Genomic DNA, 15,717 nt, shown 5'->3' on the forward strand with positions numbered 1-15,717 from the left:
AGGCGAACAACATGCAGAGCAAGAAGCTTGGAGATTATACGCTTGACAGCATCATCTACATTGCCCTTATCGCAATGGGACTCATGACATTGCTTCCGTTCGCGAATGTATTATCGAAGTCGATCAGCGAAGAGTGGGCGATCGTCTCCGGCAAGGTCGGCATCATACCTGTCGGTTTCCAGCTCGATACGATGAAATACGTCGTCACCAACGGCCAATTTCTTCATTCCCTGTTCATATCCATCTCGGTGGCGGTCATCGGAACGCTCCTGTCTCTTCTGCTGACAGCCTTGACGGCGTACCCGCTGTCGAAGCGCGAGCTTCCCGGCATCGGCGTTGTCATCGTCTTGTTCATCTTCACCATGATGTTCAACGGCGGCATCATTCCAAACTATCTGCTCATCAGACAGCTCGGCATGATCGACAGTCTCAGCGCGCTCGTTCTGCCGGCGCTCATCAGTGTGTTCAATCTGCTGGTAATCAAGAGCTACTTCGAAAGTTTGCCGATCAGCCTGGAGGAATCGGCGAAGCTCGAAGGCGCGCGCAACTATACGATACTCTTCCGCATCATATTGCCGCTCAGCGGACCGGTGCTGGCGACCATCGGCTTATTCTACGCCGTCTATTATTGGAATGATTATTTCAATCCGCTGATCTACATCAACAGCACGGATTTGAAGCCGCTGCAGCTTTATCTGCAAGATATCGTGATCAATGCGGATTCCTCCAAGCTGAATCAAAGCGCGGATGATCTGATGAACGTGCCGGCGGAGGGCGTCCGATCGGCAACCGTTATCGCTTCCACCATTCCGATTCTGCTGGTGTATCCGTACTTGCAGAAGTATTTTATCAAAGGCGTCCTGATCGGTTCCGTCAAAGGCTAATTCAGCAGGCAGGGCGACAAGTGAGGCCAAGTCATGTAAAGCAATGTCGAGTCATGTTAAGCAAGGTTGAGCAAGCGCGCATTAGCTTTCCCGAACAAACCGGGGCATACGCAGCCAGGTCTCTCGCAGCCGTGAATTCTCTGCCTTGGATTTGCCGGGGAATTAATGATAAATTAAGTATACAATCAGGAGGGTCTAGCTATGAGAAAAGGATTCAGAACGATTTCAGTGCTGCTGTTGACAGCGATGCTCGTCATGGTAATGGCGGCATGTTCCTCGAACAACAACAACGGGAACTCGAATGTGAATGGAGCGAATACGGGGTCGAATTCGTCCACGAATGATTCGAACGCATCCAAACCGGAACTGAGAAGACTGAGCATCTGGCAAAATGAAGATTATAATACGTATCCCGTCGCGAAGCTTCTGGAGGAGAAAACAGGCTACAAAGTGAAATACGACATGCTTCCGCAGGACAAGGCGGCAGACAAGCTGAATCTGCTGATGGGCTCGGGAGAAAATTATGATCTCGTCACCTACGGCGCGGATATGGCGCTGTACTCCGATTACGCTCAGAAGGGCGCGCTCGTGGATTTGCAGCCGCTCATCGACGAATACGGACCGAACATCAAGGAAGCGGTATCCCAGGAATCGATGGATGCGCTCAAGGTTGACGGCAAGCTGTATGCGCTGCCGGTTAAGGTTAACTATAAAGTAGGCACCAGCATTCTGATCCGCACGGATTGGCTGGAGAAGGTCGGAATGCAAATGCCGACAACGACGGATGAATTGGTTGCCGTATTGAAAGCGTTTAAAGAGAAGGATCCCGGCGGCAACGGCAAGCAAAATGTTCCTCTTACGATAAGAGGAGATCAAGCGATGCTCGACGATATTACGGGCGCATTCGGCATGCCGAATGCCTGGAATGACGTGGATGGCAAGCTTGTGCCGAGAGTGCTTGATACTCGGATTATGTGAATTATGTATCCTCTCTCTACAAGGATGGCTTGATCGACCAAGAGTTCGTTGCGAACAAGGATGCGACGGCGAAGGAGAAATTCTCCAGCGGCAAGGCTGGCGCGATCATCGTTCACTGGGCGGATGTTCCTTCCCTGTCCGACGCGCTTACGAAGAATGTTCCGGACGCGACATTCGCATATGTCGGCGCTCTGAAAGGACCGAACGGCGAAGCGGGCTTCTCGGCTAATATCGGCTTCGACCGCATAACGTTTATCCCGAAAGCTTCCGATCATCCGGAGGATGCGATCAAATGGATTAACGCTACGCTCGAGTCGGATACCTTCAAGGAAATGGCAATCGGCCAAGAAGGCGTGCATTACACCGTTGAAGACGACGGCGGCTTTATGCCGATTCTTCCGATCTTCTCCGATGAGCGCAACCTGGCGAACAACTTCCTGCTGGCAGGCGATGAGAGGGTATATCCGGATTACTGGCAAGCGCGCGTTCGCAAAAGCCCGGTTATGTTCGAAGTGTTCAAATCTCTGAACAATGATCTGCCGGACGAATACAAGATCGACAACGTGCTTAGCATGGCGCCGTTCCTGCCCCAGTACGCGAAGAATAACCAACAGCTGGAACAGATGGTTGGCGATTACACGGTGAAATTGATCGCAGGCGCGGAATCGCTCGACGGATTGGCCGACTTCCAGAAGAAGTATAAGGAAGCTGGAGAAGAAGCAAGCGAGAAGGAAATCAATGAATGGTATACGAATAAATAAGCTTGCGAAAGAATAGAAGCATGAGATTAGCGGCGGCGCGCTCTTGGAAGCGCGCGCCGCTTTCTTGACGATATCATGATCCGCGGGCGGCGGAAGGGGAGGGCTTCTGAGGATGTACAAACTTCTGATTGTGGATGACGAGCCTACAGTAAGATTGGGGCTCGGCACTTACTTCAACTGGTCCTCGTTCGGCATTGCGTTGATGGGCGAGGCAGATGACGGGGACGTCGCGCTGGAGATGGTTGAGAAGGAGCAGCCGGATCTCATTCTGACCGATGTTCGCATGCCGAATCTCGATGGCTTGACGATGGCTAAGAAGGTGTCGGAGAAATACCCTCATTGCAAAATCATCTTTGTCAGCGGCCATGACGATGCCGATTATTTGAAGTCTGCGCTCAAGGTCAGCGCGGCGGATTATATCTTCAAGCCGGTCAATCTGCAAGAGCTGACGGCGGTCATCCGGCGCGTAGTGGCCGAGATGGACAACGATCGTGCGGAGCAGCTGCAGAAGCGGGACCTGCTCGTCAAGCTGAAGGAAGGCATGCCGCTCTTGCGAGAGAAGTTTCTGCTGTCACTGCTCGCGAGCAGCGCTTCCAAAGCGGATCTTCGGGAGAGAGTATCCTTCCTCGGATTGAATCTTCCCCTTGACGGAGCCTATTGGGTCATGGTGATTTCAATTGATGATATGGCCGAGGTGATGGGCAGCCGAACGGAGCGGGATCGCCAGCTTCTATGGTACTCCGTTCAGAATATAAGCGAGGAATTGATTGGGAATTATCTCGGAGGCTACGTCTTCGAATTTCAGAATGGCGAGTTCGCATGCATTCTGAGGGCGGAAGGCGATCAGGAGCAGGCGGACAGCGCGGAAGCCCTCTTCGCGCTCGCCGGCGAAATACGCACGAACCTCGAGAAATATTTGAAAATCGGCGTCACAATCGGCATCAGCGATCAAGTCGACGAGCTTTCCGCCCTGTCTGCGGCCTACAAGCAAGCGCGCGAAGCGGCGGATTACAAATGGTATCTGGGCAAGAACCGCATCATTACAATGGACAGCCTGGAGAATCGGGATTCGGAAGAGGGGCGTTTAAGCCGCTATGATTGGGTGTACAACGAGCAGCTGATTTCCGCGTTGAAGGCGGATGACGAGGCGAAGCTGCGGGGCATTCTGGACGAAATATTCGCGGATTTGAACCGCAACCGGCGCGACGGATTGAAGTACGGGCGCAACGTATGCTTGCAGATCGTGCTTGCGGCGGGACAAATTCTGCTGGAAATCAGCGCGCAATCCTCGGAGCTTGAATCGTCGGAGACCGTTCTGTGGGAGGCGTTGTTCGAGAAGGAAACGCTGGAGGAGATGCGCTTATTAATTGAAGCTTATCTCTCAGCGGTAAGAGAGCGCATTCGGGAGAAGCGGTCCGGCAAGCTGGCGAATGTGGTGGAGAGAGTGAAGGCGGTTATCGGGGAGCAATATTCGAACGGGGCTTTAACGGTTTCCGAGATTGCCAAGGCGGTCTATTTGTCCCCAACCTATGTCAGCCTCCTGTTCAAGCAAGATACGGGACAGACGATCAACGAATACTTGACGCATGTGCGTGTGGAGAAGGCGAAGGAGCTGCTCAGCGATCCGCAATACAAGTTTTATGATATTTGCTATGCGATCGGCTATACCGACCCGAGTTATTTCACCAAGCTGTTCAAAAAAGCGACCGGCGTAACGCCGAGCGTATACCGTGATCAATATGCGTAGACTCTCAGAGCTCTTGTCCAGATTGAACATCTTGAGCAAGGAGGCTATCCACCGTTTCTCCATTCCTCGCCCATGGCTGATTGCGTATCTGCTGCTCATTGTCGTTCCTGCGGCCATATTCCTGTACGGGTATTACGAACGCTCGGCCTCCATCTTGAAGAACGAGGTCGTGCGCACGATGCATCAAGCGCTGAAGCAGGCGGGCAGCAACTTATCCTACCGCATCGAGCGTATTGAAGATATCAGCGATGCAGCGTTCATGAACGTCAAGCTGTATGAGTATCTGTCCATTCGCCCGGATGATCGGTCAATCGGCACGCAAATCGAGGTGATCAAGGATTTGCGGTATCTTGTCGATACGGTGCAGTCGAATTCGGATGTATTCCATATGAGACTGTTCGTCGATCAATCCAAGGTATACTCCGGCGAGCGAATTAACTTCTTCTCGCTCGACAGCTTGAAGGATGATCCATGGTATCCTGCCATTATCGACGCAGGCGGCGGCATCGTTTGGTCGGGGGTATACGAGGAGAATTTCCTTGATGTCGGCAATGCCGAGATTATCTCCGCCGCGCGCATGATGCGCGATCCTGACCATTACGACAATGTAATCGGCGTCTTGATGATCGACATCCAGGCGAGGATGGTGTCGGATATCCTCTCCACGCTGCAATTCTCTCCGGGTACTCAGGTGTATCTCGTCGATTCGAACGGCATCATCCTCTATCATCCCGACCCCGCGCTCATTGGCACGAGAATTAATGACACAGTGGCCGAAGTGCTGCAAGGGAGCGAAGGAACAAGCACGGCGAGTATCGATGCCGAGGTGAACGATATTATGTACACCACGCTGCCGCAGGTGGGCTGGCGGTTGATTGCCCAAGGCACGGAGTCGCAGCTGTCGCCGGAATCGCTCAAGCAGACGAAACGGTCCGAGTGGACGTCGATCGTCGAATATTCGGCGCTCTTCCTGCTGCTGCCGTTCGTTCTGCTCGCGATTATCGTCAGAGGCATGAACCGCAGGGTGAATCATGTGATCACGGCGATTCGCAGAGAAAGCAAGGATATGCGGGACGGCAAGGAAACGAGGGACGGCGGATTGAACGAGCTTCCGCAGGTGAATGGCGATTTTCACATGCTGGAGCGAAGCGTCGATCATCTCATTCTGCGCGTGCGGACATTGGTAGAGGAGAAATATACCTCGAAGATTCATGAACGAGAGGCGCAACTGCAAGCGCTGCAGGCGCAGATTAATCCTCATTTTCTCTATAATACGCTTGATACGATCAATTGGACGGCTATTGGCATGGGCGCGACGGAGATCAGTCAGATGATCGACAATCTGGCCAAATATTTCCGCCTCAGCCTGAACAAGGGCAAGAGCGTCGTCAGCGTATCGGATGAGCTTCAGCTTGCCGAGGTGTATCTGGAAATTCAGCAAAGCCGCTTTCTGAATACCTTCGATTTCGAGCTTCGCTGCGAGCCCGGACTGGAGTCGCAGCTTATGCCGAAGCTCATCCTGCAGCCGATCGTGGAGAACGCGCTGCTGCATGGCATACGCAAGGCGAAGGATCGACGCGGGAGAATCGTCATCAACGCAAAGCGTGAGCAAGATGATCTGTTGTTCACGATTGAAGATAACGGCATCGGTATGGAGGATATACTGGTTCAGCAGTTGCTTACGGTTGCTCCGCATGAACAGAGCATCCTCCGGGGCAGCGGCAATGGCAGCTCTTACGGTCTCTACAATGTGAATGAGCGAATCAAGCTGTATGCCGGGGAAAGCTACGGCATCAGCATCTCATCCCTCGTCGGCGTCGGCACCGTTATCGCCGTGCGCCTGAAGCTTGACATGGCAGAGTAGTTCGGTTACCCCTTGAGACGAATCATAGGAATGAATGAAGGCACCCTCCCGGGTGCCTTTTCAATTGAAATACAGCTACTTCCCCCAAATTACCCATGAGAACTTCATTGGTTTTGTCAGTCGAACAATCAGCCAGGAGCAAGCAAGCAAAGCGAAGAACAACATCAGATTGTACAGAGAATAGAAAGGACTTTGCGGCAGCGGATGATAGATGCTGCGACAGACGGTCAAGACGGCGGGATGGACAAGATAGATGCCGAACGAGGCCGCGCCTAATTGGAGTATGGAGCTTGTTATCCATGTCACGCGTTCACAGAGCAGCTTGCCGACCCACAGCAGACTGATTCCGACCATAATGGCATATCCGTAATACAGGATGTCATAGACGGAAAGCGGGTACCTCATACCGTCTTTCGCGGCCAGCAGCAGAATGATGTAGAGGAAGCCGATCGAAGCAGCCAGAGCGAATGTCCACCATAGCTGTCTGCTTCGAGCAGTGAATGCGTTGTATCTCATGCCGATAGCTCCACCGACGCAGAACACAGTGAAATAATTCAGCATAAGCGCCGCTTTATGATCGAATGGATGGACCCAATGATGCACGTAGTAGAAGGCGGCATGTACGACAATACCGAACAGCGTCAGTTGGTACGGCCTCATTCTCCATTTGCGCACAAGCGCAACCAGGAACGGGAAGACGAGATAGAACTGAATGATGATCGTCATGAAATAAAGATGATAATAAGACTTCCCCCACACCAGGCTCCAGAAAAACTCCCTTGGCTCAAAGCTCGGCAGTTGATGATGGAGGAGAGGGGTAAACAGCCTGTACAGCACCGACCAAAGAACGAAAGGCAATACAATATAAGCGATCCGCTTGCGGTAGAAGACGAGAGCCTGCTTCCAGCTCCAATCATCGTGATAGCGATAGAACAGCACAAGTCCGCTGATGAACAGGAATACGGGCACGGCGAACATGCTAAGTTGATTCACGATCAAATAGACGGGAGCGGACAAGCTTCCCCAGGGCACATCCGCACGAGGGCTGGCTGTCACATGAATGAGCAGCACGGCTGCGATCGCTATAGCTCTTGCCACATTTATTTCGGAAATATTTCTCTTCAAGGTTTTTTCTCTCCAGATGTCGAATGTTAAGACTTTGTTAATTATAGCTCTTCGTTTGAGACCTGAATAGATGTAATATTATAGTATGTCTAGCTATACGGTACCTTTGCGCCCGGCGAGGTTTTTTTGACCAGCGTCTATTACATCCCGGCTCGGAAAAACCGAATATATAGATAAGGAATGTTGTCGCAACTTGTCGAAAGGATAAGGCTTCAACATCGGATGAACGGGAAAGAGGAGCAAGTATGGAACATATGGAGCATGTGCACGGCACCTATGATTGGCCGCTGGTCGTTTTCTCTTATATTGTGGCGGTAGTGGCTTCTTACACGGTGCTTAATCTGGTAGGCAGAATCAGCTCGACAACGGGTCGTTTTCGAGTGATTTGGCTGTTGTTCGGGGCGGTGGCGATGGGAATGGGGGTATGGTCCATGCATTTCGTCGGCATGCTGGCCTTCTCGCTGCATGAACCGGTCGCTTATGACCCGATTATTGTACTTATATCCGTCGTGGCGGCAATAGCGGCTTCCTTCTTCTCGTTGTCGATCGTGTGCAAGCGTGAATTGCAAATCAGGCAATTAATGAGCGGCGGACTGCTGCTTGCCGCCGGGATATCGGCGATGCATTATATCGGGATGGCGGCGATGCAGGTTGACATCACGTATAATCCCTGGTATTTCGCCTTGTCCATCGTGATTGCGATCGTCGCTTCCATTGTGGCGTTTTGGCTTTCGTTCTACTTCCATAGGGGAAGCGGGAGAGGACTCCTATGGAAGAAAGCGCTGAGCGGTTTAATTATGGGAGCGGCGGTAGTCGGCATGCATTACACGGGAATGCTGGCGGCTGATTTTTATATGGGCGGCAAGTCGGATTCGATGATGGGCATCGTGCTGGATCAGAAGCGGCTCGCCTATTTCATTGTTGGCGGCACTTTGGTTACGCTGGGGTTGTCCATGTACGCGATGTTTATCTCGGGGCGCATGGCACGCAAGGATCGGGAGATTGAAGCAGGGTTCAAATGGCATGAATCGCTATTCAACAACAATCAGGACGGCATTATTACCGTTGACTTGCAGCAGCGCATTATCGGCTTTAATCCCGCGATGACGGAACTGACCGGTTTTACCGGTGATATGCTTATGCATAGGCCGATAGGCGATGTGCTGAATTTTATCGTAGAGGAAGAACGCGAGCAAACAAGAGAAATGTTCATGCGCTCCTTCGCCGGGCAAACTCAGAATTACGAAACAGCTGTCATTCACAAAGATGGCCGAAGAATTGATCTGAGCGTCATTAATGTGCCCGTTGAAGTCGATGGAGAAATTGTCGGAAACTATATTATGGCCAGGGACATTACGGAGGAGAAGCGATCGAAGGAGAGGATTCAGCATCTGGCCTTTCATGATGAACTCACGGGATTGCCGAATCGAAGAAGATTCGATCAGCTGCTGTCGCTCGAAATTACGAAAAAAGCTTCCCGCTTCGCAGTCATGGTTATGGATATCGACCGTTTCAAGATGATCAATGATTCCCTCGGTCATCTCTACGGGGATATTTTCCTGAAGGAAGTGAGCAAGCGGATCAGCGGGAGCATTGCAGGCAAGGAAGCGGTTCTGGCCAGAATGGGAGGCGATGAATTCACGCTGCTTGTTGGAGGCCGATATAACGACGACGAGCTTGGCGTGATGGCAGAGGAAATTATTCGGGAGATCGGACAGCCTTATCATTTGAAGGACAACGATTTCTATGTGACAGCCAGCATCGGCATCTCTATCTATCCGGGTGACGGTACGGATACGGTGCAACTGCTCAAAAACGCGGATACCGCCATGTATGAAGTGAAGAGGAACGGCAAGAATGGCTACAAGTTCTACTCCAGCGAGCTGCATAAGAAGTTGCAGGAGAAGATCGAATTGGAATCCGATTTGCGCAAGGCGCTCGCGCTCGATGAGTTCTTCCTGCATTATCAGCCTCAGATTCGAGCCGGTGACGACACGATTATTGGCGTAGAGGCGCTTGTGCGGTGGAACCATTACAAGCGCGGCATCATATCTCCGGGAGCGTTCATCCCGATTGCCGAAGAGACCGGGATGATCTACGAGCTTGGCACATGGGTGCTCAGGGAAGCGTGCCGGCAAATGAAGCAGTGGCATGATGCGGGAGGTCCGTTAATCCCGGTTTCGGTCAACCTGTCCTCGCAGCAATTCCATCAACCGAATCTGACGAGGTATATTCTTGAGATTTTGGAGGAGACAGGCCTCGAACCGCAATACCTGGAGCTGGAAATTACGGAGAGCATGATGATGGATCCCGTTGTGTCCAATCCGGTTTTGAATGAGCTGACCGCTAACGGCATTCGCATCAGTCTGGATGATTTCGGAACGGGTTACAGCTCGCTCAGCTATTTGAAGCTGCTTCCGATTCACAAGCTGAAGATCGACCGATCCTTTATCCGTGACATTACAGTGAATGCGAACGACAAGGCAATTGTGGCCACGATTATTTCCATGGCGCAGCATTTGAAGATGGATGTGATCGCGGAAGGCATCGAGACGAAGGACCAGCTTGATATTCTGACGGATAATGACTGCAGCAAGATTCAAGGCTATTATTACAGCAAGCCGCTGCCGGCAAACGAGCTGGAGAAAGCCTTCCTGGAAATGATGAGGGCCGCAAAATAAGCGGAGCGGACGACAAGGCATAGCGCATAGCGTTTCAAATTTCCAGTCTTGGGTAATTCATTGGTAAGCCATACAACGACAAGCTGGAAAGCGGTGATTAGGATGACAGTCAAATATCGTGTCTCTTGTTTTGACAGTGAGCTTATCGTGAAGCAAATGGAGGAAGAGTGTAAATCGAAATTTCAGCTGGGCATTCAGCATGGCAAAAATCCGCTCGGCTTTGGCAACAAGATCGCCGTCTTCGACAACGAAGAGGAAGCGGTTCAGAGCGCCAATCAGTTCTGCCACTTCTACACGAAGGCGAAGGAGAGCGGTTACCAGTTCAAGTCGATCCATTTTGTGAAGAAGGACAAGCCTGAAATTCTAATTGCGGATGTTCTGCACAGAGCATGGACGGATGAAGAAATTGAAGCTTTGCTGGGACGGACCACTATGCAGTGAGTGAGCTTGAACAAGCGGACTAATCAATCTATAACAAATTCAGAAACCCCCGGCCGTGCGCGGCTGTGGGTTTTTTTCGCGTTACAATGCAATGGTTCCACCGTATTTCAACAGTCTTTCTACCGCTTATTCTTTTCTTGCCGCAGCTGGTATAATTAATAGTTCTAAGGCATGACAAGATGAATTGGCGGCATAATAAGGAGCAGGATGTGACAGAATGACATGGAACCCAGGGCATCGTTCTACATGGATGCAACCGCTATCTTTTCGCAATAAGCTGAAATATGCTTTCCTCGCCGTTACAATTATAGCGGTTCTCGTGACAGGCGTGCTGTCTTATTATATATCCGCTTCAACGCTGGAGGAGAAATCGCTTTCGCTTACTCAGGACACTGTTGTGAAGTCCTCTCAAATTCTAGATGAAAAGCTGAACAAGCTGATGCTGGTCATGATGACCTTCATGATCAGCGAGCCGTTCAAGGAAATGCTGTCGAGCGTATCGGCAGGCGATTCCACGACCTATTACAAGCATTTGAATAACCTGGACAATGTATTTTCGCAAGCGCGGGTAGCAGAGCCGCTTATCCATTCCATCTACGTCTCGACGCCGATCGGAGATTTCTATCCGTTATCGATTAACCGTAATCATTCGGTTACGTTCCGGGATACAGCGCTCTATGACCGGATGGTGGAGGCGAATCGCAATATCTGGATCGAGGGTCACGAGGATCAGCTCTTCACGGGTAAGCAGCGTGTTGTCTCGCTCGTTCTCGAGCCCATTTCGGATGTGAACGTGAGGCTGCATGATGTGTACGTGGTCGTCAACATTCGCGAGAGCGGGCTGCTTAGGTTGATCGGCCCGAATTCGCAAGGTGGTTCGACGCAATTTCTGGTGGATGGCGAGAGTGAGCTTGTGACGAGAGCGACAAGCGAGCTTGTTCAGAAAGCGGTGGACAGCGGAGCGCTCGCGGAGCTGATCCATGGTCAGGATGCGGGATATACCATTCATAACCTGAACAACGAGCCCTATTATTTCAATTACGCGTCGCTCGGGCTTAATGATTGGAAGATTGTCGCCATTCAATCCAAGGCGAATGTGCTTAAGGATCTGACCTATTTGAAGTGGACCATGGTGTTTATCGCGATTGGCTGTTTCATAGCGGTAACGCTGCTTTCCACCGGCTTTATCCGTATCCTGCTGCGTCCGATGCAGCAATTGATGAAGGTGATGAAGCGGGTCGAAAATAATGATCTTACAGCCAGATTTGAGGTTCACAATGGCGATGAGCTCGCTCAAATCGGGCTTCGATTCAATCGAATGCTGGAGCAGATTGTCAGTCTCATTGATGATGTGAAGCTCGCGGAGACGAATAAGCGGACGACTGAAATCAAGGCGTTATCGGCTCAGATGGATCCGCATTTCCTCTATAATACGCTGAATACGATCTATTGGAAGATGAAGCTGAACAAGACCGAGGAATCGAAGCATATGGTCGTCTCTTTATCCCGTCTATTCCAGTTGGGGCTGAACAAAGGCAAGGACTTCACGACGCTCGAGAAGGAAATGCAGCATGCTCGTCAATATCTGGAGCTGCAGAAGTATTGTTATGAGCAGCTCTTCGATTATAGCATTGAGCTGAAGGAGGAGTCGCTGCGAGAGTTGGAGGTGCCGCGCATCATGCTGCAGCCTCTCGTTGAGAATTGCATTTTGCACGGCTTTAGCGGCATGGAAGCCGGAGGAAGTATCGCGGTTGTCATCGAGATGACCGATGTCCTGGAGGAGAAAGAAGAGCGACAGTTCTGTCTGATTCGCGTTGAGGATAATGGGGCAGGCGTTGATGCGGATACGAAGAGAGAGCTGATGCAGCATGGCTCGAGCAAGGGATACGCAATCAGCAATTTGCTCCAGCGATTACAGTTGTATTACGGCGAGGAGGCGTCCTTGTCTATTGATAGTGAACCCGGACAAGGCATGATCGTACTGCTCTCTATTCCAGTGAAGGGAATGATCGACGATGAAGCATGAGGAACGAATCAGCTTATGCATTATAGATGATATTCGCAGCGTTGTGGAAGGCTTGTCCTCGCTCGATTGGGAGGAGCAGGGTATAGAGATGATCGGGACAGCGTACAACGGAGAAGACGGACTTGCGCTGATTCAGGAGAAGAGCCCTGATATTATCGTCACGGATATTCGCATGCCGCGCATGGACGGATTAACCATGCTTCGCGCCGTGCTGGAGCATAATCAAGCGTGCAAGATGATTCTAATCAGCAGCTACACGGATTTCGACTATGCAAGAGAGGCAATCAAGCTCGGCGCTTTCGACTTTGTCGTGAAGCCCTTTACCGAGGAGGACATTCTCGCCGCCGCTGTCAAAGCGAGAAATCAGATTATAGAGGAACGGAACAAGCTTCTGAACGTGGAGGCGATGGAACGCAAATTAAGAGAAAGCTTTCCGCTTCTGCGCCAGGAATATGTCTCTCTGCTGCTCAGTCTTCCCGTCCCCTGGTCCCAGGCATCGGAACGCTGGGCTTACCTGGATATGCAGCTGGCGCCGGAAAATATTGCCGTCATGCAGCTCGAAATTGACGGCTTTCAGGAGCAAATTGAGCAGATGAGCGTTCACGAAAGGGAGCTTACCAGATTCACATTGCAAAATATTGTAGAAGAAACGCTTAACGAGCATACGCGAAGCCTGGTTTTTCGATTCAAGCAAAACCGATTTGTCGCGATGATGAATGCGAGTCATATTAATGAAGGGATTGCATGGGCGGAGCAATGCTGTCGTAATATCGAGCAATTTACGAAGTTTACGATATCTATCGGAGTTGGCGGCGTTGCGGCTGGGATCAGCGGTCTTCCCGAATCATGCAGTCAGGCGGAGCGGGCGCTCCTGCATCATCTCTATACCTCGGGCAATGGGGTAATCAGCTATGAGGATGTCTCGCAGATGGAACAGCCAATTACGGTTACGCTGGATTATAAGGATGAGCTGCTGCTTGTGCTTCGCGCCGGCAATGCGGCGAAAGCAGGGGAATTGCTTGCGAATATGGCTAAGTCGCTTCAGGAGCTTTCCGAGAAGCCGAATCCCGATTATCTGTTAAGTCTGTACGAGGAGCTTGCCGCCGCAGCTATGCGCATCTTCCATGAATTGATTCCATATCCGGAGATACAGCCTTTGGCAGATCGATTCAAAAGGATTCAACAAGCAACAGGCCTTGCCTTCAGCGCCTTGCAGCAGCAACTGGAAGCTCTGTGCAGGGAAGGCGCCGAACTGGTCCGGAAGAGCACAATGTCAGAGGGGCAGTCGATTATCTATAAATCGATTGAATATTTGAATGAACATCTACATCGCGAGGTCACGGTATCCGAGTGCGCCTCGCAGGTCCATCTTAGCGCGAGTTATTATTCGAGCTTATTCAAGAAAATCATGGGCATGACGATTACGCAATATATGACGGCAGAACGAATACGGATTGCCAAATCGCTGCTTGTCGGCGGCACTCCGGTGCAAGAAGTTGCGGCTGCGGTGGGGTACGAGGAACGTCGTTATTTCAGCGATATGTTCAAACGGACCACGGGAATGACGCCCTCCGAATTCCGCGACAGTTATCATGCGGGAGGCGCGACTGACGGGATATCATGAAATGACCGCACCAGGAGAGTGGCTTCGCCACGCTCCTTTCTTATGTCTAACCATTTATACTGAAGTCAAGCCAAGGCAATCGTAAGCTATCACATAGAAAAAGGGGAATTGCACATGAAACGTTCAATCGGCATCATTCTTATGGCAGCGCTGGTTCTTATGCTGGCGGCATGCGGCAACAACAATGCAGACAACAAAGGCAGCAATAGCGGTAACGGAGGCGCATCGAACAATCCAAGCCCGTCGGCCTCATCCAAACCGGCAGAGAAGACGACGATTTCCTACTGGACGGATGATCGTCATGACCAAGAATATATCAAGGAGCTTATCGCCGATTTCAATGCGAACAATCCCGACAATATCGAGGTTGAGCTGACTGTGCTGTCGGAGAACTATAATCAAAGCGTGGATATCGCTTTCTCTGGCAATCAAGCTCCGGACTTGCTTCGTCTGAAGAGCGCGAATACGGGCACTTTCGTGAAGAAGGGCTATCTGGCTCCAATCGATTCGTATATGACGGATGAATTGAACGAGAAGTTCTCGACGATGATCATCGACGGCGTGAACAAATTCGACGGCAAGCTCTATTCCTTGCCGAACACGGGCCTCACTCTTCGCCTTGTGTACAATCAGGATCTGTTCGACAAGGCGGGCATCGCCGCTCCGCCTCAGTCGCTGGAAGAGATGGTTGCCGATGCGAAGAAAATTACGGAAGTTGGCAAGAAGGACGGAGTGTACGGCTTCGCGCTTAACTTCAAAAATCCGAAGAGCGCCTTCGACCGTTCCGTTCGCGAGATTCTGTCGCTAAGCGGTCATCAAGGTTTGGGCTTTGATATTAACACCGGCAAATTTGACTTTGCTCCATACTCGCAGGTTGTAGATTATTACAAGCAAATGTGGGATGACGGCAGCGTGCTTCCTGGAGCGGAATCGCTCGACATCGATCCGCTTCGCGCGCAATTCGCTGCTGGCAAGATCGGCATGTATCTCTGCTTCTCGACTGAGCCTGGCGTGTATCAGGATCAATTCCCGACTGAGATTAATTGGGGCGGCGCGCTCCCTCCGACAATTGACGGACAACGCGGCGGCACCTCCGAGATCGTATCCGCAGGAACATGGATGGGCATAAGCGCCACTTCCGAGCATAAGGATGCGGCGTGGAAATTCATGGAGTACATGCAAGGCGATGAGATTATGACGACTTATCATGAGAAAGGCTTCGGCATTGCGATTGTTCCTAGCATCGCAGAGAAAGCGAAGCAGCCGGATGTGAAGGGCATGGAGGGCTTCCTGGTAGGTAAATTCGATTCCATGTGGCCGGTATCTCCGACCGTAACTCCGGAAGGCCTTAACTATGGCGACGCGTTCTTCAAGTACATGATCGAGGGCGGAGATTTGAACAAGATTGTTGCCGACCTGAATACTCGTTACAATGACGCACTGGATAAGGCGATAGAGAAGGGCGACGTAACGGTAACGCCTGATCCAGATTTTGATCCGAAGAAGCTTCAAGGATAATCAAGAAGCAGGCGAATCCAATAGCATGTCGGCGGCCTTCGCGCAATACGGCGAAGGCCGCTTTCCTT

The 15,717-nt window shown here is 51.3% G+C and carries 11 protein-coding genes; 10 read left to right on the forward strand and 1 reads right to left on the reverse strand.

The genetic code is table 11. The features are described from left to right. Positions 1-11: 11 nt before the first annotated feature. The 5 genes from HFP08_RS20750 (at position 12) to HFP08_RS20765 (ending at position 6,234) form a co-directional block, all read left to right on the forward strand. Positions 12-884 carry a carbohydrate ABC transporter permease gene (locus HFP08_RS20750; RefSeq protein ID WP_168122527.1) on the forward strand — a complete coding sequence of 291 codons (873 nt, stop codon included), beginning with the start codon at positions 12-14 and terminating at the stop codon, positions 882-884. Positions 885-1,085: 201 nt separating this feature from the next. After that, entirely contained in the window at positions 1,086-1,862 is a 777-nt protein-coding gene (locus HFP08_RS29355; protein ID WP_240941654.1) for an extracellular solute-binding protein, read from the forward strand. Continuing rightward, a complete protein-coding gene (locus HFP08_RS29360; RefSeq protein ID WP_240941656.1) occupies positions 1,859-2,623 on the forward strand; it encodes a type 2 periplasmic-binding domain-containing protein in 765 nt (254 codons plus the stop codon). Before HFP08_RS29355 ends, HFP08_RS29360 begins: the two co-directional genes overlap by 4 nt. Before the next feature lie 112 nt (positions 2,624-2,735). After that, positions 2,736-4,370, forward strand: coding sequence for a response regulator (locus HFP08_RS20760; RefSeq protein WP_168122528.1), 1,635 nt, complete (start codon positions 2,736-2,738; stop codon positions 4,368-4,370). A gap of 22 nt (positions 4,371-4,392) precedes the next feature. After that, positions 4,393-6,234, forward strand: coding sequence for a cache domain-containing sensor histidine kinase (locus HFP08_RS20765; RefSeq protein ID WP_240941658.1), 1,842 nt, complete (start codon positions 4,393-4,395; stop codon positions 6,232-6,234). A gap of 75 nt (positions 6,235-6,309) precedes the next feature. Here HFP08_RS20765 and HFP08_RS20770 read toward each other — a convergent pair whose 3' ends face one another. Next, positions 6,310-7,359 (reverse strand): acyltransferase, encoded by a 1,050-nt coding sequence (locus HFP08_RS20770; RefSeq protein WP_168122529.1) that lies wholly within the window; start codon positions 7,357-7,359, stop codon positions 6,310-6,312. A gap of 245 nt (positions 7,360-7,604) precedes the next feature. Here HFP08_RS20770 and HFP08_RS20775 point away from each other — a divergent pair, with 245 nt between their 5' ends. From HFP08_RS20775 to HFP08_RS20795, 5 genes are all read left to right on the forward strand, one after another. Continuing rightward, positions 7,605-10,040 (forward strand): EAL domain-containing protein, encoded by a 2,436-nt coding sequence (locus tag HFP08_RS20775; RefSeq protein ID WP_240941659.1) that lies wholly within the window; start codon positions 7,605-7,607, stop codon positions 10,038-10,040. Between the two features lie 102 nt (positions 10,041-10,142). Further along, positions 10,143-10,481 carry a hypothetical protein gene (locus HFP08_RS20780; RefSeq protein ID WP_168122530.1) on the forward strand — a complete coding sequence of 113 codons (339 nt, stop codon included), beginning with the start codon at positions 10,143-10,145 and terminating at the stop codon, positions 10,479-10,481. Positions 10,482-10,698: 217 nt separating this feature from the next. Then, entirely contained in the window at positions 10,699-12,507 is a 1,809-nt protein-coding gene (locus HFP08_RS20785; protein WP_168122531.1) for a cache domain-containing sensor histidine kinase, read from the forward strand. Continuing rightward, on the forward strand, positions 12,497-14,131 hold the full coding sequence (locus HFP08_RS20790) for a response regulator (protein ID WP_168122532.1): 1,635 nt from the start codon (positions 12,497-12,499) through the stop codon (positions 14,129-14,131). Before HFP08_RS20785 ends, HFP08_RS20790 begins: the two co-directional genes overlap by 11 nt. A gap of 114 nt (positions 14,132-14,245) precedes the next feature. After that, a complete protein-coding gene (locus tag HFP08_RS20795) occupies positions 14,246-15,649 on the forward strand; it encodes an ABC transporter substrate-binding protein (RefSeq protein WP_168122533.1) in 1,404 nt (467 codons plus the stop codon). The last annotated feature ends 68 nt before the right edge of the window (positions 15,650-15,717 follow it).

Source organism: Paenibacillus sp. HB172176, from assembly GCF_011947265.1.
Classification (GTDB): domain Bacteria; phylum Bacillota; class Bacilli; order Paenibacillales; family Paenibacillaceae; genus Pristimantibacillus.

What these genes read in the sequence shown, in the direction of transcription:
- HFP08_RS20790 (WP_168122532.1), top strand. Translation starts at nt 12,497, where the DNA reads ATGAAGCATGAGGAACGAATCAGCTTATGCATTATAGATGATATTCGC.
- HFP08_RS20795 (WP_168122533.1), top strand. Translation starts at nt 14,246, where the DNA reads ATGAAACGTTCAATCGGCATCATTCTTATGGCAGCGCTGGTTCTTATG.
- HFP08_RS20785 (WP_168122531.1), top strand. Translation starts at nt 10,699, where the DNA reads ATGACATGGAACCCAGGGCATCGTTCTACATGGATGCAACCGCTATCT.
- HFP08_RS20775 (WP_240941659.1), top strand. Translation starts at nt 7,605, where the DNA reads ATGGAACATATGGAGCATGTGCACGGCACCTATGATTGGCCGCTGGTC.
- HFP08_RS20780 (WP_168122530.1), top strand. Translation starts at nt 10,143, where the DNA reads ATGACAGTCAAATATCGTGTCTCTTGTTTTGACAGTGAGCTTATCGTG.
- HFP08_RS29355 (WP_240941654.1), top strand. Translation starts at nt 1,086, where the DNA reads ATGAGAAAAGGATTCAGAACGATTTCAGTGCTGCTGTTGACAGCGATG.
- HFP08_RS20760 (WP_168122528.1), top strand. Translation starts at nt 2,736, where the DNA reads ATGTACAAACTTCTGATTGTGGATGACGAGCCTACAGTAAGATTGGGG.
- HFP08_RS20750 (WP_168122527.1), top strand. Translation starts at nt 12, where the DNA reads ATGCAGAGCAAGAAGCTTGGAGATTATACGCTTGACAGCATCATCTAC.